The organism is Leptotrichia hongkongensis (assembly GCF_007990635.1).
Taxonomy (GTDB): Bacteria; Fusobacteriota; Fusobacteriia; order Fusobacteriales; family Leptotrichiaceae; genus Leptotrichia; species Leptotrichia hongkongensis.
Genome location: NZ_AP019846.1, coordinates 1,064,632 through 1,085,802, shown reverse-complemented (window position 1 = coordinate 1,085,802; position 21,171 = coordinate 1,064,632). Strand labels below are relative to the sequence as shown.

Sequence of the window (21,171 nt, the reverse complement as noted above, 5' to 3'; positions counted from 1 at the left end):
TTAATCAAGTAATTTTTTTGCAAAATCATATCTAAATACTGGCCCCTCAAGACAAATATACGTTTCATCAATTTTACAATGCCCGCATTTCCCAACGGCACAGGACATCTTTCTTTCAAAGGAAACCCATATTTTTTCAGTTGGAATACCTGTTTTTAGGATTTCAAGACAAGAGAAATGCATCATTACTGGAGGGCCTACAACAATGTATTCAACTTCATCCATATTTTCAGGAATTTTTAAATCAGGAATATATTTGGTAACCATTCCTTCATGAATTTCGTCTTCTGTCTTTCCAATATTTCTTGCTGTTTCTACATTATCCAATGTTACAAGTATTTCAATATTTTCTCTCCAACGTGAAAATTCCTCTTCAAAAATAACACTTTCATAATTTTTATATCCAACAATGATTTTAAAGGACTTCATTTCATCAGGATGCTTTGTAAAATATTCGATAATTGGGCGAACTGGAGCAATTCCACTTCCTCCAACAACCATTACAATATGCTTATTTTTGTATTGTTCAATTGGAAAGCCGTGTCCATAAGGTCCTCTCAAAAAAATTCTATCTCCTGCTTTCAGTTCAAAAATTTTGTCTGTAACTTTTCCAACTTTTCTAATCAGAAAATCAAGATAACCTTCCTCCAAGTCAAAATTCGCAATAGAAATAGGGGCTTCTCCAACTCCTGGTAATGAAACCTGCATAAACTGTCCAGCTTCTACATTTCCCTTTTTATATTCCACCCGAAACAGCCATTCCAGTTCGGTAACTTTCTCGATGAACAAAAGTTTATGAACAGTCGGCAAATATACATTCATGTCCATTATAGCTTGTTCATCCATATTTATTGTATTTAATGTGTTAATTGTACTCATTCTGATTCTTCACCTCTTTTTTCAGCCGAAATTCTTTTTAGTTCGGCACTTAACTTGTTTATGCAATTTGAGAATGAAATATATTCAGGACATGCATCATCACATCTTCCACACCCTGTACACATCTGATATCCAAATCTCTTTTTAAAATCAGATATTTTGTGCATTACCTTAAATCTCATTCTATCTCCATGTCTTTGTCTGAATGAATGACCTCCAGCCATATCCGTAAAGCCGTTCACATGACATGAAGCCCACACACGTCTTCTTTCTCCATTGTTTTCATTTTCGCTGTAAAAAACATCTTGTGTAGTCGTGCAGGTACAAGTTGGACAAACAAAATTACATTTTCCGCAGGCTATGCAACGGCTGTCGTATTCACGCCATAAATCCAAATTTATTATATCTTCAAGCTCAATATTGTCAGGAATATCCACATGAATTTCATTATCTTCTACAAATTCCATTTCAAATTCAACATTTTCCTTTATTTTATTGCTATTATTTTCAGCAATTATTTCTTCAAGATATTTTTTCATTTTTTCATCTTTTACATCCAAGTACATTTCATTTATTTTATGTTCATCATTACTTCCATTGTTTTTCTCAGCGATAAGTTCTTTAAAATAAACCTTCAGCTCATCATCTTTTATATCAGCAAATATTTCCTCTTCTGTAACTTTTATTCCAATATTATATTCATCAGTCTTGTTAGTTCCCATATCTACACAAAAACAGTTCTCAAATGAATTTGGACATCCAAACACTACAAATTTAACTTTATCTCTAACCCTCTTGTAGTAAATATCCAAAAATTTATTATTCAAGTAAATATCATCAACTCTTTTGACACCATGTAAATCACAGCTTCTAAGAAATATAAGATATTTTTGTTCCTGTTCTTTGGGCATCTTGCATCCTTCTTCTGTAAAATAAAACATTGTTTGTGTTATTGGCAACATTATTTCTTTTGCTGAAAAATGAGATTTTTTGTCAAAACATATTTCATCAATTTTTTCAATTTCAGAATATCTGATTACAGAAGTATCTGAAAATGTACCACGAAATGGTATCTCAATTGGAGCATATATCTTGTATTCTTTTTTCAGCTTTTCAAGTGCCAGATTAAAATTTTCACGATTTAAACTGATTTTCATTTTCCCTCCTAAATTTTACTTTATCTCTCCATTTAAAAATTATTTTTTATTTAAATTATTATTTATCCTTTTTTGCTAAATAATAGCAAGCAAAACCAACAAATGCTCCACCAACAATATTCCCCAATGTTACAAATAATAAATTATAAAAATAACCATTTAATGTTATTTCTTTTGCTCCATTGTATATTATTCCCATCATTAAAAGAGTCATATTAGCAACACTGTGCTCAAATCCAGCAGTTATAAATGCAAATAAACACCAGAATACCATTATTAGCTTAGCAGTTTCCTCTTTTAACTTTATTCCAGCCAGAACCGCAAGACACACAAGAATATTACATAAAATTCCTTTAAAAAACAGTTCGTGAGGCAATGCAGTAATCTTTGCCTTTGAAACTTTCACAATAAATTCTACAACAGGTTTTGAAGCAGAATTTGAAAATACGTATACTATTGCAAGCAGAATTGATCCTACAATATTTCCAAGATAAGATGCTATCCACATAAAAATCATATCTTTAAAGCATATACCCTTGTTCAGAAGCCCTGCTACCCCTATCATATTATTCCCTGTAAAAAGTTCTGTTCCAAATACAACTACAAGGCTAAGCGCTATTCCAAAACTAATTCCCATAAGAATTTTGTTAGTTGGTAAGCCGCTGCTAACTCCACCAACCGTAAATGTCAATAAAATTCCAATTCCAATAAACATTCCAGCCAAAAATGCAGATAAAAAATATTTCCCGCTATGCTCTTTTAAAAATCTAACCTTATCCTTTGCAGCATTTGAGACTTTTTCCAAAGTTTTATTATTTCTCATTTTCTTATAGCAACAAAATTAATTTTATTACATTCTCCTTCCTAACAATTTTCTATTTTTATCTTGTGAAAAATTTCTTGTTTGTGTACTAAATTATCACATAAAAAAGTGAAAAAGTCCACTATAAAAAATATTTTTTTTATATTCGTAAATATAATATTTTGATTGACTAATCAAAAATAATTTGTAAAAAAAAATTGCTGTATTTAAAACAACAATTTTTTTATTAATACTAAATTTCCGTTTATTTAAAAATTTTCAATTTTTTCGAGTAACTCCCTTAATGTTTCAGAATCTGATTTTGGCTCATTAATAGCCCTTTTCCAAGCTTTACTGCCTCGTATGTTATGAAACAACCCATGCGTGTGCATAAGGAATAAATGTGGACGCAATTGCTGTCTTTCCATATTTTCAACATAATAAATCATTTTTTCTATGATTTCTTTACGAGTAATATTTATGTCTTTCCCGTAATATTTTCCAAATTCAGTCAAAATCATAGGATTATCATAAATTTCACGTCCTAGCATTACAGAATCAACATAATTCAAATGTTCATCAATTTCCTTAACACTTTTAATTCCACCATTAATTTCTATATGCAAATCAGGATATTCTTTTTTTACACGGTAAACTTCATCATATCTAAGAGGGGGAATACTTCTGTTCTGCTTCGGATCAAGTCCTGCAAGTATTGCTATCCGTGCATGGATAATATATTTATTTACCCCTGTTTCTTTATTAGTATTAATAAAATTTACCATGTCTTCGTATTTGTCTAATAGTGTTCGTTCGAAAGAAGATGGCAATATATTTTTTCCATCAATCCCTATTCTATGCTTTATCGAAATTGGCTTACCTGTTGCTTCCTTCATTGCTTTCACTATATTTGCCACTTTTTTTGGAAATGCCATAAGATAAGCGCCCATCATATTTCCAGACACTCTGTCTGATGGACACCCGACATTTAGATTAATCTCATCATAATTGTACTTCTCAGCAATTTTTACAGCTTTATATGCTTCTTCTGGATTTGTTGCTGCAATTTGCAGAACAATTGGATGCTCCACTTCATCAAATCCCAGAATATAGTCTAAATCTCCATTAAGAATAGCCTGTGCCGTTATCATCTCTGTATACAGTAAAACGTCTTTATTTATCATTCTTACAAAATTTCTAAAATTTCTATCCGTTCTGTCTACCATCGGAGCGATACTTATCTTATTATTCACAACATTTCCTTTCATACTTTTTTTGATTATTTTTCCTATCAAAATTTTATTCAATACAGGAATAAAAAATATGGTAATTTATATCATCAATTTATCTTGCTTTATAATATTTCATTGCTTCAGGTAAGAATTTTCTAGCTGCTTCAATTCTATTTTTTCCAGATGGATGTGTTGATAGAATTTCAGCTCCTTTTCCTGAACCTATTGAATTCATTCTCTCAAGTGCCGTAATTGCTTCAGATGGATTATATCCAGCCATTGCCATAAATATCATTCCATATTTATCCGCTTCATATTCCTGTGTTCTATTAAATTTCAGAAGTGTAATGGATAGTCCGCTTGAAACAAGAGAAGATACAGCATTTCCTCCTGTTACAGCATCTGTTACAGTCGCAGCAATTCCTGCAAGTGCCTTGTTACTTGAAGCTTCCGCATGGTGTCCTCCGATAACATGTCCAATTTCATGCCCCATTACAAATGCGACTCCTGCGTCACTATTAAGAACTGGCATTATTCCAGTATAAAAGGCTATTTTCCCACCTGGCATTGCAAACGCATTTATTTCGTTAGTTTTTATTAAATTAAACTCCCATTGTAAATTTCCTAACTTCTTTGATAATCCATTTTCATTTAAATATTGCTCAACTGCTGTCGAAATTCTTCCACCAATTCTTCTCAATCTTTGCCCATCAGCTGTATCATTTGCAATCAGTCCTTTAGCACTAGCCTGCTGAATAAGCTGCCTATAAGCAGAAACTGAACTTGAGGCAACACTTTCATCACTCACCAGTTTTAATTGTCTTCTCCCTGTAAGAGGTGCCACTGTACAGCTTGAAATCATAGTTACTGATGTTATTAAAAATAAGATTTTTGAATATTTTTTCATTTTTAAACTCCTTTTCCTTTTTTAGATATATTTGTTTAATTTTACAATTTTTTTTTACAATTTTCAATATTATTTTTTAAAGCATATTATTTTTCCTTGAATTTTTCATACAAAAATAATATTAATGCAATCGGAATTATCCAACCTGCAACTGATAAAAATACCGAAAATGCCAATTTTAGAAAAGCAATTACTGCCACTATTCCAACCGCTATTACCAGACATCTTATAAGTATTTCAAAATTGCTTTTTGGCGTAACATCTCTCATTTTTCTACCTTCTTTCTTTAATTTAAAATATTTAAATTAAAATTAATAAGTTTATTTTTTTATTTTAAAATTCTAAATATATTTTTTCACAAGAATTCGTTCTTTTCCCTTTTTTGTTTCTCCTTTATCCAAAAATAACTTATACTTTCCAAATCCTCTTACTGTAATTAGACTACCAATCTCAAGCATTTTTGACTTGTCCTTTTCTTCCACATAATCTACCAGCACTTTTCCTTTTTCAATCGGATCAATTACTTTTGTACGGGATAAATTGGTAATTGTTGAAACTATACTATCTAGACGTTTTGATGGAACAGTTACTAACTTATCATCATACTTGTATTTTGGAAGACTATTTTTATTTTTGGTTTCAATAATTTCAATTTCACAAGGCGCTTTTCCAATTTGTTTTAATTCTGAAATAATGTAATCTGCAATTTTTTCAGAAACTGGAATGTATCCCAAAACCTGTTTATTTTCACTTTCAATAATCAAATCCCCCATAAGTTCTCTTTTTATATTAAGACCCATAAGGCTTCCCAAAAAATCTTTGTGTAAATATTCACGGAATCTTGAATCTATCGATATTTTTAACAATTTATTCGGAAATTCAAAACTATTTTTACTAAAATTTTCTTCAAATTCTCCATAACTTTTTATTTTTCATCATCAATATCAAAATTTTCACTATTCCTATCAATATCATTACAAAAATTTTCAAAATTATCATTTCCATTTATAAAAATTTCAGGTACAAACGCAATTTGCCGTCTATCGCTATCACTAAAAACTCCATCACAGGCAATATTCACTCCGCCCATCTTTTTTCCAAGCTTCTTCCAAAAATTTGGTGTATAAAATTCCTCAGTAAAACTTATAATTTCATAGTTTCGTGCAATTTCATATGAATTATATAATTTACTCGCCAGATACTCCATTTCTTTCGGAAACTGCTTCAAAAAATTTTCTTTTTTCATATTTCTCCATTTCTAATCTTCATTTACAACTCTTAGATTATCCCAATCTACATTCCTATCTTTGTCTTCTCTTTTCTTCTGTATCTCAAATTTTTCATATTCAGAAATTAAATTCCCTAATTTTGAAATAACATAAGTTACAATCCCAATATCATCGCCAAATCCAATAATGGGTAAAATATCAGGCACCGCATCAATTGTTGAAATCACATAAACAATTGCTCCAATGATTTTTACCTTATCCATCGCCGGAATCTTAAATTCTCCTCTTCTACCTGCCTGCAGCATTCTAACAAGAAGCCCAAATTTTGTGGCAACTGCCCCTAGATGATTTTTCAATTTTCCTGCCTTTTTCAAATCTTCTACTGTAACTTTTGTTTTTTTATATTTTTCATACAATTTTTTTGCTCTTTTTAACATAATTTTCCCCTTTCATAAACTTAATCTTCTTAATTATACTAAAAAAATCTTTTTAATTCAATTATATTAACTTAAAATTACCAAAGTAGAATATTTTTTCAAAAAAATTTTAAAACTTCACAAAAAAGACACAAATTTTACATAATTTTGTCAAAATTTATTGATATTATATCCTTGTCGATAAGGAACGATGCAAAAAATAAAAATAAATAAACGGAGGAACTACTATGAAAAAAATAGGTAAGAAAAAAATTTTAGGAATCGCTTTATTAACTTCATTATCAGTATTCGCAGGAACAACTGTTGCGACAAATAATTCTAGCAGAACTACTACTGCAAATAGCATGGCTAATGATGAATGCAAACCACCACACAGACTGCAAAAAGACAGTAATGGAAATCTTGTGGATGAAAGCGAAAATATTATAAAAAAACCTGATTCAGCTAGAATCGAAGAATTGAAAACCAAATTAAATAATGGAAAAATTACAAAAGATGAAGGGGCAGAAATTGCAAAAATGCTGGAAAGAAAAGGTCCACACAGTAAAGCAAATGATAAATGCAGGCCAAAAGACGCACCAAAAAGATTAACTGACACAGAAATTCAGTCTCTTACAAAATCTTTAAATAGCGGAAAAGTCTCAAAAGATGAGGCAAACAAACTAATAGAAATGTTAAATCACAAACCTAGAAGGTCTAAACCTAATAACATGCCTTTAAACCAATAAAATAGTCATACTAATAATAATGCTAACAAATATATTTTTAATAATTCATATCTTGAATAGTGAATTTTATAATACTCTCTCCATATTCACTATTTAAGAAAAAAATGACAGTGATAAAAATTGATATACTGTCATTTTTTGTTTTTATTTTTTTATCATTCCATTTTTAATCAAATATTCCTTTGCCACATCATAAGCCTTTTTTCCATTGACTCCCACTTCAAAGTTCATTTTACGCATTTCGTCATCTGTGACTTTATTATGTAATTTATTCAAAATTTGCTCTAATTTTGGATATTTTTTCAGAGTTTCGCTTCGCATTAAAGGTGCCCCTTGATATGGCGGAAATAAATTTTTATCATCTTCAAGCACAGTCATATGATACTGCTCTAGTTCACTATCCGTAGAATAAGCGTCAATCACATTTATATCTCCACTTTGTACTGCTACATAACGTAGTTTTGGCTCAAATTCCTTCACACTTGAAAATTCGAAGCTATATAATTTCTTCATTCCTTTGTATCCGTCTTCCCTGTCAACGAATTCTCTTGTGAAACCAACTTTTGCTTTATCTTTTACTCGTGCCAAATCCGATATTTTTGTAAGATTATTTTCACTTGCAAATTTTTGTGTCACTCCAACTGCATAAGTATTATTGTATGCCATCGGCTTCAATAGTACCATGTCGTATTTTTTCAAGATTCCATTTCTAGCCTGCTCATAAACTTGCTCTTTTATATTGCTTACTGGCGTTTCGTTAAGGAATGTGAATACTACAGTTCCTGTAAATTCAGGATAAATATCAACATCTCCTGATTTCAAGGCATTAAAGTTAAATGATGTATTTCCAAATCCTGCTTTTAGTTCCACATCCACGTTCATTTCCGCTTCAATCAGAAGTTTATACATATTTATCAATATTTCAGGCTCTGTTCCCAATTTCCCCGAAATTACAATTTTATCTTTTTTGCTTTGCTTATTCATTACTGAATTTCCAGCAAAAAATATTATAAATAGACTTATAAATGAAATTACAATTACTTTCCAATTTTTATTTTCCAGTTTTTTAAGCACAAAATCAAATAAAATTGCTAACAATGCTGACGGAATTGCTCCAAGCAAAATTAAGTTCATATTGTTTCTATCAAGTCCAAGCAGAATCAGTTTTCCAAGCCCTCCTGCACCAATTAACGAAGCAAGTGTCGCCGTTCCAATGATAAGCACTGTTGCTGTACGGATTCCTGCCATAATTACAGGCATTGCAAGTGGCAATTGAATTTTAAAAAGCTGCTGTGCCTTATTCATTCCCATAGCCCTTGAAGCTACCATATATACTGGATCTACCCCATTTATTCCTGTATATGTGTTTCGTAAAATTGGAAGCAAGGCATAAATTACAAGTGCTGTAATTGCTGGTTTTCTACCAATTCCCATAATTGGAATCAATAATCCAAGTAATGCTAGTGAAGGTATAGTTTGCATTATTGCTGTAAGTCCGATAATTATTTCTGCTATTTTCTTCTTATATGTCAAATAAATTCCAAGCGGAATTGCAATAATTAAAGCAATTACAAGTGCATAAAATGAAATCTGCATATGCTCAATAATAGCCTTGAAAAACTCCTCTTTACGCTCATAAAATACTTGAAAAAAGTTATTATTCATTATTTTTCTCCTTTTATTTCTAAAATTTTCTCATTTAAAGTTAAATCAGGGAGTATCTAAAAAATTCAAAATCTATGTTGTTTTTGGTTTATGAATTGTTATAAAACCTATACTGTTATTTTTAATTTAAAAAAATTATTATTTTAATAGTTTTCAGTATACCTAATTATAACTGATTATTTTGAATTTAATCTAAATCTTGTGAATTATTTTTTATATATTCTGCATATTTTTTTGCACTTTCAACAATCTTTTCATCGCTTAAATCAGGCATTGCCCCATATAATGAATAAATTGGCAGTTCAATTCCTTCGACATAAGCTATGCTTAATAAAAATGGTTTTAACACTTCTTTTATTGTCAATCCATTTGTTCCATCATATCTTGATGCAATTCCTCCAGTTGTCACTGCAACTCCAATTTTTTTACCTTTAAGCACTTTATTTTCCCCATAATGAGCTGCCATAAATACAGTATCTATCCATTCTTTAAGTAAAGACGGACAATTAAACCAAAATAAAGGAAACTGCAATATTAAAGTCCCTGTTTCAGATAATAATTTCAGTTCTTTTTCAACATCAATCTTTCCATCAGGATATTTTTCATAAATATTGTATAACTCTACATTTGATAATTTTTCTGTTTCTTCTTTAAAGGCTTTATTTGCTCTTGAATTTTCCATATCAGGATGTGCCAAAACCACTAATGTTTTTTTCATTTTTATTTTCCTTCTTTCTTTCAAATTGTTTTTCTTAGTTTTATTAATAATTTATTTTCAAAAATTATTAAAATTACTTCTTTATTAGGATATTTCTGAAAACTATTAAAATAATAATCTTTTAAAAATTTTTTTCATTTTTATTTTATATTTTTTTTATTTCCAGAAGAAATTTCTCATATTCTCCATTTTCCTTTAATTTCTCAATAATTTTTTTATCAATTTCATTTTCAATATTCTTATTTTGCTCCAAACTGATAAATTCCCTTACAAATTCATCTTTCGGATTATTAATTAATTCGGATTTCGTCCCAGATTGAAGAATTTCCCCATCCTTAATTATAAAAATCTTGTCTCCCAGATAAAAGGCTTCTTCAATATCATGCGTTACAAAAACAATCGTTTTATTAATTTTCTGCTGCAATTCCTTTATGTCTTTCTGTAAACTTTTCCTTGTAATTGGATCTAATGCGCTAAAAGGCTCATCCATAAGTATAATTTCAGGATTCCCTACTAATGCCCTTGCAATTCCGATTCTCTGTGCTTCCCCGCCAGACAGTTCAGACGGCATTCTTTTCAAATATTTCTCGCTTTCTAGCCCAATCATTTCCAGAAGTTCTTCTGTCCTTGCCTTAATCTCCTCTTTCTTCCACCCTTTCAGTTCAGGCACGATACTTATATTTTCTTCTACTGTCAAATGGGGAAACAAAGCAACTTGCTGTAAGACATAACCCATATTCCAACGCATTTTATGAATATTATATTCAAAAATATTTTTCCCTTTTATTTCTATTTTTCCAGAAGTCGCATCCTCCAGCCTATTTATCATTTTTAAAGCTGTAGTTTTTCCGCTTCCCGAAGTTCCGATAAACACAATAAATTCTCCTTCATTTATCGAAAAATTTATATCTTTTACAGCTTCATTTCCATTCGGATACACTTTATTCACATTCTGAAATTCTATAATTTTTTTCATATTCTCTCCTTCCTATCATTTTTTACATATTTCCTTTTCAACTTTTTCTAAATTTTGTGAAATTCTTTTAAAAAACTCTTCACACATCTCAATTTCCTCTTGAGAAAACCCTTCATAAACATAATTTGTCATAGTTTCAGAAATTTCTTCATATTCTTTTTTAAAGCCTTGTGCGTATCCCGTAAGTTTTATAAGCACTTTCCGTCTATCATCAGGATGTGGTGCTCTTTCTATCAGACCAGCCTTTTCAATCCTATCCAGCATTGGTGTAAGCGTATTTATTGCAAGCCCGGTTTTTTCCGACAATTCCTTGCACGTTATATTATCTTTTTTCCAGAGTATATGCAGGATTTTCCCACGTTCGCCATTAAAAATGGTAATTTCTCTTTTTGAAAGAATGTAATTTAAAATTCTATCATGTATCTGCTTAATTTTGCTTACATATATTCCCAAATTTACTTTTTTATTCATTTTATCTCCTAATCTAAACAAAATTATTTTATTAATTTTATTTCTATATAGTATAATACTATAAAGAATTATTTTTGTCAATTTAAAAATTTTTTGTATATAAATATTTTGAGTCAAATTATACTATCCAAAAACTTATATTAATAGAAAAATAATATTTTATTCTAAAATGCACTCAAAGCTATCTAAAATTAAACTACAAAAATTATATAAATTAACAAATAGTCATAACTTTTGAATTCCTTTTTAAATAACTTTTACTATAATTTAATATTTATATGAAAATCTATTCATTTGACAAATAATTTTTTTAATATATAATCAAAAATGTTTGCGAATGATTTGCAAATTTGCAAAATAAAAACGTTTTTTATTATTAGGAGATGTTATTATGAAATTAACTAAGAAAAGGCAGCAAATACTTAATCTTATACAGTCTTCAGACACTCCAATAAATGCCAAATTTTTAAAATCAAAAGTGGATTTTGACTTATCGACAGTTTATCGGGCTTTGGAATTTTTAGAGAAAAATAATTATATTTTTTCATTCGACTTTGAAAATGAAAAATATTACTTTAAGGAAGAAAATGCCAATTTTTTTATTTGTGATTCTTGCAAGCATATTGAAACCGTGCATGAATTTTCAAATGAAGAAACAGAAAAAGAAAAAAGCGAATTAAAAAAACGAGGCTTTTCACTATTGTCACATCTTTCGATTTTTAAAGGAAAATGCAACGATTGTGATTAAATCTATGATTTATACTAGACTCTGTTTGAGAAATGAAATTATATTTTAATTATTTAAAAATATTAAGTTTTTATCTTTTTCTAGAAAAGTTTTTAATTAATTCATTATTTTATTACAAAAAATACATATAGGAGGAATTAAAATGAAAAAATTATTATCATTATTTTTATTATCAGCTCTGTTTATTTTTTCTTGTGGAAATAAATCAGAAACTAAAAAAGAGCAAGGAACTACTGCAGGAGCAAAGGAAAAAATTGTAACAAGCGTACCACCTTTAAGATGGCTTACTCAAAAAATTGCAGGAGATGATTTTGAAGTTATTTCAATTGTACAGCCAAATATGAATCATGAACTATTTGAGCCAAAACCTTCAGATTTGAAAACTCTGGAAAATTCAAAAGTATTTTTCACTTACAATATGTTAGGATTTGAAGAAACTATTTCTAACAGCCTAAGCGATAAAAATAAAATTGTTAATGTTTTGGATGGTGTTGATAAAAATTTATTTATCAAAGGAGATCATGATCACGAACATGAGCATGAGCATGAACATGCAGATAAAAAGGAAGAAGAACACGAACATCATCACGAGCATGAAGGACACGGTGGAATTGATCCGCATGTATGGTTCTCGCTTGATATGATGCCTAAAGTTGCTGAAAATATAAAAAATGAATTGTCAAAACTTTATCCAGAAAAAAAAGAAACTTTTGAAAAAAATTACAATGCTTTCATCACAGAACTTAATCAAGTAAAAGCAGAACTTTCGCAAAAAATGGCTTCAAAAACTAAAAAATCATTTATGATTTATCACCCTGCATTAAACTATTTCCTAAAAAATTATGCTATTGAAGAAATTTCAATCGAACAGGAAGGAAAAGAGCCATCAGCACAACAAATAAAAGAAATTATCGACGAAGCAAAAGAACATAACATAACAACAATCCTAGTTCAGCCTCAATTTCCAAAACAAAGTGCTGAAGCCATTTCAAAAGAAATTCCTAACTCAAAAGTTGCTGAATTTAATGTTGACAAAGAAAATGTCTTTGAAAATCTAAAACAGTTTGTAGATTATTTAAATTAAAAATTTTTATTCAAAAAAGAACGAGAAGAAAACGAAAGGATAAAAATTTGATGACTAACGGACAGAATAAAAAACTTGTGAGCGTGCAAAACCTTAATTTTAAATACAACAATGATTATATTTTGAACGATATAAACTTAGATATTTTTAAAGGAAAAAATGTTGCAATTCTGGGAAGAAATGGTGGCGGAAAATCTACTTTAGTAAAGGTTATGCTTGGATTTTTGAGAAAAAATTCTGGCAGTATTGAATTTTTTACAAGTGAAAACAAAATTGGGTATTTACCACAAATAAGGGAATTTGACACTTCCTTTCCCATTAACATTTTTGACTTGGTAATATCGGGATTGACTAATAAAAATAACCTTTTTAGAAGATTTAACAATGAAGAAAAAAAACGTGCTGAAATACTCTTGGAGGAATTTGATATTTTTCATTTAAAAAATAAATTAATAAATGAAGTATCTGGAGGACAGCTTCAAAGGGCATTAATTGCACGTGCCTTAATTTCTTCACCAGAACTGATTTTTCTTGATGAGCCAGAGTCATTTCTGGATAAGGAATTTGAATTTAAACTTTTTGAAAAAATAAAGGAACTGTCAGACTCGACAATCGTTGTAATTTCTCACGAACTGGAAAAAATTTACGACTACATCGACTCCATTTTTGTTGTGGAAGGCAATATTCGAGTTTATGAGAAAAAGGAAGATTACGTGTGCAGCAATCCTTACTTACATTCACACAAATAAAATTTACAAAATTAAAGATAAATTATTAAAGATTGGGGAATTATGGAATTTATAAAAATTTTTGAATACGCTTTTATGAGAAACGCCCTTATTGTAGGGCTTCTTTCTAGTATATGCTGTGGAATAATAGGAACTTATATTGTAAATAAAAAAATGGTCTTTATTTCATCAAGTATTAGCCATGCGTCTTACGGCGGTATCGGAATAGGAATCTACCTAATTTACTTCTTTAACTTGCCAATAAAAGATCCATTATTTTTTGGACTGATTTTCTCAATATTGTCAGGTGTACTGATTTTGGTTTTAAAAGACACTCTGCACGTTGACGGTGATTTAGGAATAGGTATCGTTATGTCAATGGGAATGGCTATCGGAATTATTTTTGCCTTCCTGACACCAGGCTATCAATCAGATATGTCAACTTATTTATTCGGAAATATCCTTTTATCCAACACCCTAAACATAATTTTACTGTTAATACTGGACATAATCACAATCACATTTTTCATCATCTTCTACAAAAGTATCGTCTACACCAGTTTTGATGAAAACTTCTACAAAATCCACAGCGTCCCAGTAACCTTCATAAACTACTTTATGATAATCCTAATATCCTCCGTCATAATAATAAACATAAAAACAATAGGAATCATCCTAATAATTTCAATCCTGACAATCCCACAGGCAATCGCAGCCTCACTTGCAAGAAAATACTCAGCAATCATAATTCTATCCATAATTTTCTCATTTATCGGAATACTGTCAGGACTATATTTTTCCTACACGCTAAATATTCCGTCAGGCCCTTCTATTATTGTGTTGCTTACAATCTTGTTGGCGTTAGTTAAGGTTGGGGGATTTGTGAAGGGGAAATTTTTGAATTAATTTTTATTATAAGCATAAATAAAAATAGAGAGTATATATCTAAAACTCTCTGTTTTTTTAATTATTTAATTATTAAAAATGCAGATATAATTATAATCTACCAGATTTTCAATTTCTGTCTTATACGGTGTTCGTTCTGAAAATTTTAATAAAAATTTTCTTTTTTCCTCAGATATTTTTTTATCTCTTGTCACAGTTTTATCTTTTGAAAACCCTAAAACTTTCAATAATAAAAAATAAAGATTAATTTATTCATATATCTTCCCTTCATAACTTTATAAAAGACCAAAATCTGACACTTATTTTTTTATTCCCCTTTTTATCACTCTTTCACATAAACATATTTTCTCTCATCCGACATATCCTCATCAAAAACATACCCATTTAAAGTAATATTTCTCAATTTTTTTACATCACTAACCTTGTTTTTCACAATATAATTCAAAGTAAAACCTCTCATTTTCTTCGAGTTTGTACTCACTTGCTTTAATTTCCCATTTGAGTCTTCCCAAAACTCAAAATCAATCAATTTATCAGGGTTTATAAGTTTAGAATATTCCTTTGAAGCAAGATTTAAAATAATGTCTTCGTGTTCAAAATATTCATTCACGCTAGTTTTCCAAACCTCATAAAGCGATTTACTTTCAAAAATTGAATTTGTCATATCAAGACGATACTCCTTCACATTTGTATAAGGGGTCAAAATCCCATACAAAGCAGACAAGATAACCAAATGCGATTCCAAATATTCAAAATCACTTTTATCAAGTGTTTCAATCTTTATAGCCTTATACGCAACACCAGTATAACTTACCAAAGCATTTCCGCTTTTCTCGTTTTCATAATTTTTATAAAATTCCAATAACTTTTGTGCCTTTTGATTTTTTAATTTAAACTTTTTCTCAATTTCTTCTACAGAAAAGGTTTTTATTCTTTCAATAATTTCCTTCGTTATTTCCAAATAAACAGCCTCTTTTTGAGTCAAAGAGCCACTATCTTTTATTGGCAAATTGTTAATTTTTTTAGTTTTACTTGGTGATATTATAATTTTCATAGATTAAATCTCCAAATCTAATTCATCATTATTAAATTTAAAATCATCATCATGCAAATGCACCACTTCCAGTGCTTTTTCATAATTCGTAGATTTTTTCGAGAAGAAATCGTGCTGTGTTGTTTCCACATTTAATCCATTTAACACAATTGGATTTACATTTTTCACTTCAAATTCTTCTTCAAATCCTAGATTCATCAAGGCTTTGTTCGCATTGTAACGGATGTATTCCTTCACATCGCCTGTAAGTCCCAAATCACCATAAATTTCATCAGTATATCTTGTTTCATTTTCATATAAATCGTACATCAATTTTTTCAGTTCAGCTCTCATATCAGCTTTTTCTTCTTCACTGAAAGAATTGTATAATTCTTGAAATAATAGTCCGACAAAAACTCCGTGAATCGATTCATCAGCTATGATTTTCTTGATTATATCGCAACTTGCAACCATTTCTCCCTGTCCTGCAAGCCAAAGCGGTAAAAAGAATCCGCTGTAAAATAAATATGTTTCCAAATAAACCGAAGCCGCCAGAGCCATCGCTATTTCTCTTTTTGAAGCCTCAGGATTATTCATTTTCTGATAATATCCGTCAATTTTATTGGCTTTATACTGCAAGTGCGGATTTTCCTGAACCCATCTGAACGTTTCGTTAATCTCCCTTGTAGACGCAACCGTTGTAAATATTGTCGAATAAGACTTTGCGTGAATCGTTTCCATCATACACATATATGAAAGCACCGAACGATTTTGCAGCGACTCAATATGATCAATAATCTTCGGCATCCCCGTATGGCTCTGCAACGTATCTAACAGTGTCAATCCTCCCAACACGTGCAAATACGCCAACTTCATCGCAGGCTCAAGCGAATTCCAGCTATCAATATCCTTCGACGGAATATACTCCGTATCAATCCAAAACTGCTTCAAATTCTGCTCCCAAAACATCTCTACATAATCATTTTCAGGTGTGTTCCAGTTTACTGCTTCGTATATTTTTTTCTTCATTTTTTCATTTTCCCTTCTAAAAAACTTTATTTTTTTATTTATTAATCCAAGTTCAAATCACTCATTTTTTATCTTAAATTACATAGTTAATGGATTTTTTAATTCTTGAACAATATTTACTACAAAAGGTTCACTTTTTCCATAGCATATTCCGTTTTTTACTAAATAAGCCTCTACATAATGTTTACCTATATAGGCTGTTTTTTCCCTTCTAATTTTTTTGCCTTTTTCAATATGAGAGTTATAAAAATCTCCTCTTAAACAATTTGCTTCTTGAGCTTCATTACCTGTATTCGTTACTTGCCAATATATTTCATATTTTTCTGTATTATTTAAATTAATCTCAAATTTTAATCTAGCATTTTTATTTATCGGCGTATTACTTTCTATTTTTCTTTCTCTAAATCCTCTTATCTCATATTTTACAATAATTTTTATTTCTTTTTCATTAACCATTTTCCATTCAGGTTTTTTATGATGACTTATTTCTTTTACTAATTTTTCATTATCGTAAATACTTTTTTCAATTTTTAAACTTTCTCCTACTCCCATTAATACATTTTCTTGTAAATAAAAATCTTTGTTTATTTTTTCTATCCATCTATTAAATTCATTAAAATATTTAACATCATCTTCCCATTTCAATGATAAATTTTCTTTTTCATTTACAGGATTTAAAATACAGGGATTGCCATTTTCATTTTTATTTATATGATATTTCAATTTTTTTACAATTTCTATCAATAATTCATCAAAATTTCTAATTTTTTTTTCTTTAATTAAATTATCATAAGTTTTAGCTACTAAAGTCGTTATAATTATTGATGAAGGCTTATACTCCATGTTATTACTAAATTCTATTTCTGCATGTCTTTTTAAAATTTGAATAATTTGCTGTAACGGTGTTTTTATTTTATAATCTGGAATTTCTTCTATGTTTAATTTTACGTTTTCAGCAAATGCTTTTTATATTTTTCATTTTCAGAAATTTTAATAAACCAATTGTAATAATCTCTAGGAACACTTATTTCCCAGTTGTTGGTAATTATATTATATTCTTTATTTCTTTTATCTGTTAAAGCAACGATATTATTACTATTTTGATTATTAGGAATACATGGCATAATATCAATATGAAAATTATCTTTATCAATATAAGTCATTGTCCAGCAACGCTTTCCATTTTTAGGTTTATTCTTCATATTATTTTTTTTAGAATAATTTATTATTTCTTTACCAAGTTGATTTTTAAATCTCTTTGTGTTATTTCATTTTTAGAAAGTTTTTCAAAACAACAAACAATATCAATGTCATAACTTCCTTCTTCTGTTATCGGTTTTATAGCTGTTCCTAACTTAATTGACCCTTGAATAAATATATCTGGATTAAATTTTTTAATTCCGAATTACAAATATATTCTGAAATATTTTTATATCTATTTTCCGCTTTTTCGTAATTACTTTCAGAAACTTCTATCTCTTCCAAAATTTTAATTATTTTTTTGAATACTCCATTATTCTCCCTAGTTTTGTTATAAAATATATTTTGAGTGTTCGCTTATTTTTTCAGTTTTATTTAATAAGTCAAAAGTCTCTTTTTTATTTCATTTCCTTTAGCTAAACATAAATAATCAGATCTTTTTAAATACTCTAATATTTTATTTTCTGATTCTTTATCTAATTCTATTTGAATAATATCAAATATTTTTAATTCCTTTCTTTCAAAATGTTTTGAATACTTTATTCCCAAATCTATAGTTCTTATAAAATCAAAATTAATTTTAACATTTTCAGGTAAAATATCTTTCTTTATAATTTCTTCTTCAAATTCTCTTTTATAATCACATTCTCTATTTTTTTTACTATTAAACCATTTTTTAAACTCAGAAATATATTTTCGTTTTATTATTATCCTAATATCATTTTTTTCATAAAAATTTTCTGTTTCCTCTTCTCTTGCTTCCCATTCATTCATTTTTGATTTAAAACTATTTTTATATTTGTAAACTCCACCTATTGGTTGATATTGAGAAATTTTATTTCCTTTTACCAATAAATATTTATTTTCTATTTTTATTCTAAATAAATAGGCTGCTGAAACTCTAATCTCTTCATTTTTAAATAAGATCTCTTTCATTTTATCCAATATTTTTTCTATTTTTTTCGAAAAATCTATAATGCTATATATTATATTTATTACTTTTCCTAAACTGAACATGAAATACACTCCTCAATAGTCGCCTTCCTAGTCCGAGTATAATAAAGCGACTTCAACCCCAGCCTATGTGCATAAATATAAAGTCTAGCCAAATCTCTTGTGCTGTCTGTACTCTTTGTATACAAAATAGTCGAAATACCTTGATCTACGTGTCTTTGAATTACAGAAATTAGTTTCAAGATATTTTTTTGATCCATATCGTATGCTGACTTATAGAAGAAGTAGTTGTCGTTTGTCAGGTATGGCATTGGGTAGAAAGTTGTGCTGTCTCCGTATTCTCTTACTTCGATTGTGTCAACTACTGGCATTACTGAGGCTGTGGAGTTCATTATGTAGGATGTTGACTGGTTTGGAGCGATTGCCATTCGATAGGCGTTGTAGACTCCGTGTTTCATTACTTGCTCTTTTAGGTTTGCCCAGTCTTCTTTTGTTGGGATATAGATTCCTTCAAATAGCTGTTTTATTTTTTCTGTTTGTGGCATGTATTCTTTTGTAATGTATTTGTCAAAATAGTTTCCATTGGCGTATTCAGATTTTTCAAAGTCCTTGAAAGTTTCGCCTTTTTCTTTTGCAATTTCCATTGAACGTTCCAATGAATAGAAGTTTACCATCATGAAGAATACGTTACAGAAGTCAAGTGCTTCCTTGCTTTCATACATAATAAAGTTTTTAGCCAAGTATCCGTGCAGGTTCATTGCTCCCAGTCCTACTGAGTGTAGCTCGTCGTTTGCTTTTTTTATTGACGGAACAATATCAATGTTTGTCAAGTCTGATACCATTGTAAGTGAATCAATTGCCGCTTTTGTAGCTTCTTTTATTCTCTTATTTTCCATTACAGTTGCAATATTTAATGAACCTAAATTACATGAAATTCCACGTCTTATCGTATCTTCTTCATAGTAAGCATTAATGTCTGAAACTTCTGATAATTGCATAATTTCAGTACACAAATTTGAGAACTTAACTGTTCCGATTTCTTTTAATGCGTGTTCCTTATTTGCATTATCTTTAAAGAATAAATAAGGGTACCCGCTTTCCTTTTGCGTTTGAGAAATTTTTACAAGAAGTTCCCTTGCATTTATTTTTTTCTTTTTAACATTTGGATTATCAACCAGTTTTTCATACATTTCGTTCATATCCATTTCATCCAGATATTGTCCATATTCTAGAAATACTGTGTGTGGATTAAACGTGTAGCAAACTTCATCTTCCATTGCCAGCTGCATAAATTTATCTGGAACAATAACTCCGATTGACAATGATTTTATCCTGATTTTTTCATCTACATTTATCTTTTTACTATCCAAAAATTCATTAATATCAGAATGGAAGACATTTAAATAAACCGCTCCAGCCCCAGCTCTTTGTCCTAACTGATTTGCATACGAAAAAATATCCTCCAAAATTTTCATAATCGGCAAAACTCCAGAAGCTCTGCCTTCCACTCCTTTTATTGATTCACCTCTTGCTCTTATTTTAGAAAGATTCATCGAAACTCCTCCACCAATTGAAGACAATTTCATAGCCGAGTCAAAACTGTATCCAATCCCGCTCAAATTATCTCCCATTTCATCAAGAAAACAAGAAACAAGCTCTCCAGAACGTTTTTTACCAGAATTTAAAAAAGTCGGTGTAGCTGGCTGATACTCCTGATTTATCAACATCAAAGCATACTCTTTTGCCTTTTCAACATTTCCCTGTGCCAAATAAAGCGAAACTGTAGCAATCCTGTCTTCGTATCTTTCCAAGAACTTTTCTCCAGAATCATCCATCAAAGCATAGCTTTGGTAAAACTTAGATGCACTCATAAACGAAGCAAATCTAAACTTCTTATCATAAACCAGCTTAAATACTCCTTTTATCTCATCATGATTATACATCTCATAAAAATCAATATAATAATCATTTTTTATCAAATATCTCATCTTTTCCTCAAGATTGTGAAAAAACACCGTATTTTTGTTCACATAATCTACAAAATACGAATAAACAGCCTCCTTATCTTTCTCCAGCTGAAAATCCTCCCCTTGTTTTACCATTATTTCATTATTTAGGTATATCCATTTTTTTGCTCTTTTATCTACCATAATCTTCTCCTATTTTTTTATTTTATAATTTTTACATAACTTTTACTAATCCAATTAAATTATTTTTATTAATAATTATTATTTCTTTTTATATTATTTTTAGTTTTTTTAACGTAAGGGCATCAGACGTCATGCCCT

At 29.5% G+C, this 21,171-nt stretch carries 25 protein-coding genes; 5 read left to right on the top strand and 20 right to left on the bottom strand.

What is annotated here, in order from left to right; all coding sequences use genetic code 11:
* The 9 genes from asrB to FVE75_RS05190 all read right to left on the bottom strand — a co-directional run bounded on the left by asrB (position 1) and on the right by FVE75_RS05190 (position 6,643).
* Positions 1 to 879: an anaerobic sulfite reductase subunit AsrB gene (asrB, locus tag FVE75_RS05225; RefSeq protein ID WP_147005550.1), complete on the bottom strand. Its 879-nt coding sequence runs from the start codon at positions 877 to 879 to the stop codon at positions 1 to 3.
* Positions 876 to 2,036 (bottom strand): 4Fe-4S dicluster domain-containing protein, encoded by a 1,161-nt coding sequence (locus tag FVE75_RS05220; RefSeq protein ID WP_147005549.1) that lies wholly within the window; start codon positions 2,034 to 2,036, stop codon positions 876 to 878. Before FVE75_RS05220 ends, asrB begins: the two co-directional genes overlap by 4 nt.
* 58 nt (positions 2,037 to 2,094) lie before the next feature.
* A complete protein-coding gene (locus FVE75_RS05215; protein WP_147005548.1) occupies positions 2,095 to 2,859 on the bottom strand; it encodes a formate/nitrite transporter family protein in 765 nt (254 codons plus the stop codon).
* A gap of 248 nt (positions 2,860 to 3,107) precedes the next feature.
* Positions 3,108 to 4,106, bottom strand: coding sequence for a tRNA dihydrouridine(20/20a) synthase DusA (gene dusA, locus FVE75_RS05210; RefSeq protein WP_147005547.1), 999 nt, complete (start codon positions 4,104 to 4,106; stop codon positions 3,108 to 3,110).
* Between the two features lie 76 nt (positions 4,107 to 4,182).
* Positions 4,183 to 4,977, bottom strand: a complete 795-nt coding sequence (locus FVE75_RS05205; protein ID WP_147005546.1) for a M48 family metallopeptidase — start codon at positions 4,975 to 4,977, stop codon at positions 4,183 to 4,185.
* An 86-nt stretch (positions 4,978 to 5,063) separates the two neighbouring features.
* On the bottom strand, positions 5,064 to 5,246 hold the full coding sequence (locus tag FVE75_RS05200) for a hypothetical protein (protein WP_147005545.1): 183 nt from the start codon (positions 5,244 to 5,246) through the stop codon (positions 5,064 to 5,066).
* Positions 5,247 to 5,318: 72 nt separating this feature from the next.
* A complete protein-coding gene (locus tag FVE75_RS11345; RefSeq protein ID WP_232052651.1) occupies positions 5,319 to 5,843 on the bottom strand; it encodes a YlmH/Sll1252 family protein in 525 nt (174 codons plus the stop codon).
* Between the two features lie 59 nt (positions 5,844 to 5,902).
* Positions 5,903 to 6,223: a hypothetical protein gene (locus tag FVE75_RS11340; RefSeq protein WP_232052650.1), complete on the bottom strand. Its 321-nt coding sequence runs from the start codon at positions 6,221 to 6,223 to the stop codon at positions 5,903 to 5,905.
* Positions 6,224 to 6,235: 12 nt separating this feature from the next.
* On the bottom strand, positions 6,236 to 6,643 hold the full coding sequence (locus FVE75_RS05190) for a YkvA family protein (protein ID WP_147005544.1): 408 nt from the start codon (positions 6,641 to 6,643) through the stop codon (positions 6,236 to 6,238).
* 227 nt (positions 6,644 to 6,870) lie between these two features.
* Here FVE75_RS05190 and FVE75_RS05185 point away from each other — a divergent pair, with 227 nt between their 5' ends.
* Positions 6,871 to 7,371 carry a hypothetical protein gene (locus tag FVE75_RS05185; protein ID WP_147005543.1) on the top strand — a complete coding sequence of 167 codons (501 nt, stop codon included), beginning with the start codon at positions 6,871 to 6,873 and terminating at the stop codon, positions 7,369 to 7,371.
* Positions 7,372 to 7,515: 144 nt separating this feature from the next.
* Here FVE75_RS05185 and FVE75_RS05180 read toward each other — a convergent pair whose 3' ends face one another.
* From FVE75_RS05180 to FVE75_RS05165, 4 genes are all read right to left on the bottom strand, one after another.
* The gene (locus FVE75_RS05180) at positions 7,516 to 9,036 is read right to left on the bottom strand and encodes an ABC transporter permease/substrate-binding protein (protein WP_147005542.1); all 1,521 of its coding nucleotides are present in this window, start codon (positions 9,034 to 9,036) and stop codon (positions 7,516 to 7,518) included.
* Between the two features lie 187 nt (positions 9,037 to 9,223).
* Positions 9,224 to 9,754 carry an NAD(P)H-dependent oxidoreductase gene (locus FVE75_RS05175; RefSeq protein ID WP_147005541.1) on the bottom strand — a complete coding sequence of 177 codons (531 nt, stop codon included), beginning with the start codon at positions 9,752 to 9,754 and terminating at the stop codon, positions 9,224 to 9,226.
* Positions 9,755 to 9,899: 145 nt separating this feature from the next.
* A complete protein-coding gene (locus FVE75_RS05170) occupies positions 9,900 to 10,730 on the bottom strand; it encodes an ABC transporter ATP-binding protein (protein WP_147005540.1) in 831 nt (276 codons plus the stop codon).
* Between the two features lie 15 nt (positions 10,731 to 10,745).
* Positions 10,746 to 11,201: a MarR family winged helix-turn-helix transcriptional regulator gene (locus FVE75_RS05165; protein WP_147005539.1), complete on the bottom strand. Its 456-nt coding sequence runs from the start codon at positions 11,199 to 11,201 to the stop codon at positions 10,746 to 10,748.
* Between the two features lie 391 nt (positions 11,202 to 11,592).
* Here FVE75_RS05165 and FVE75_RS05160 point away from each other — a divergent pair, with 391 nt between their 5' ends.
* From FVE75_RS05160 to FVE75_RS05145, 4 genes are all read left to right on the top strand, one after another.
* The gene (locus FVE75_RS05160) at positions 11,593 to 11,949 is read left to right on the top strand and encodes a Fur family transcriptional regulator (protein WP_147005538.1); all 357 of its coding nucleotides are present in this window, start codon (positions 11,593 to 11,595) and stop codon (positions 11,947 to 11,949) included.
* A gap of 142 nt (positions 11,950 to 12,091) precedes the next feature.
* Positions 12,092 to 13,033 (top strand): metal ABC transporter substrate-binding protein, encoded by a 942-nt coding sequence (locus tag FVE75_RS05155; RefSeq protein WP_147005537.1) that lies wholly within the window; start codon positions 12,092 to 12,094, stop codon positions 13,031 to 13,033.
* Between the two features lie 50 nt (positions 13,034 to 13,083).
* Entirely contained in the window at positions 13,084 to 13,782 is a 699-nt protein-coding gene (locus tag FVE75_RS05150; RefSeq protein ID WP_147005536.1) for a metal ABC transporter ATP-binding protein, read from the top strand.
* 42 nt (positions 13,783 to 13,824) lie between these two features.
* The gene (locus FVE75_RS05145; protein ID WP_021769158.1) at positions 13,825 to 14,667 is read left to right on the top strand and encodes a metal ABC transporter permease; all 843 of its coding nucleotides are present in this window, start codon (positions 13,825 to 13,827) and stop codon (positions 14,665 to 14,667) included.
* 322 nt (positions 14,668 to 14,989) lie between these two features.
* Here FVE75_RS05145 and FVE75_RS05140 read toward each other — a convergent pair whose 3' ends face one another.
* From FVE75_RS05140 to nrdE, 7 genes are all read right to left on the bottom strand, one after another.
* Positions 14,990 to 15,721 (bottom strand): YaaA family protein, encoded by a 732-nt coding sequence (locus FVE75_RS05140; protein ID WP_147005535.1) that lies wholly within the window; start codon positions 15,719 to 15,721, stop codon positions 14,990 to 14,992.
* A gap of 3 nt (positions 15,722 to 15,724) precedes the next feature.
* Positions 15,725 to 16,729 (bottom strand): class 1b ribonucleoside-diphosphate reductase subunit beta, encoded by a 1,005-nt coding sequence (gene nrdF, locus FVE75_RS05135; protein WP_147005534.1) that lies wholly within the window; start codon positions 16,727 to 16,729, stop codon positions 15,725 to 15,727.
* Positions 16,730 to 16,807: 78 nt separating this feature from the next.
* Positions 16,808 to 17,572 (bottom strand): nucleotide-binding domain-containing protein, encoded by a 765-nt coding sequence (locus tag FVE75_RS05130; protein ID WP_147005533.1) that lies wholly within the window; start codon positions 17,570 to 17,572, stop codon positions 16,808 to 16,810.
* 101 nt (positions 17,573 to 17,673) lie between these two features.
* The gene (locus FVE75_RS05125) at positions 17,674 to 17,931 is read right to left on the bottom strand and encodes a nucleotidyltransferase family protein (protein WP_147005532.1); all 258 of its coding nucleotides are present in this window, start codon (positions 17,929 to 17,931) and stop codon (positions 17,674 to 17,676) included.
* 23 nt (positions 17,932 to 17,954) lie between these two features.
* Entirely contained in the window at positions 17,955 to 18,101 is a 147-nt protein-coding gene (locus tag FVE75_RS11860; protein ID WP_408610445.1) for a cyclic GMP-AMP synthase DncV-like nucleotidyltransferase, read from the bottom strand.
* A gap of 203 nt (positions 18,102 to 18,304) precedes the next feature.
* The gene (locus tag FVE75_RS05120; protein WP_147005531.1) at positions 18,305 to 18,865 is read right to left on the bottom strand and encodes an SMODS-associated NUDIX domain-containing protein; all 561 of its coding nucleotides are present in this window, start codon (positions 18,863 to 18,865) and stop codon (positions 18,305 to 18,307) included.
* Positions 18,866 to 18,933: 68 nt separating this feature from the next.
* Positions 18,934 to 21,033, bottom strand: coding sequence for a class 1b ribonucleoside-diphosphate reductase subunit alpha (nrdE, locus tag FVE75_RS05115; RefSeq protein WP_147005530.1), 2,100 nt, complete (start codon positions 21,031 to 21,033; stop codon positions 18,934 to 18,936).
* Positions 21,034 to 21,171 lie beyond the last annotated feature (138 nt).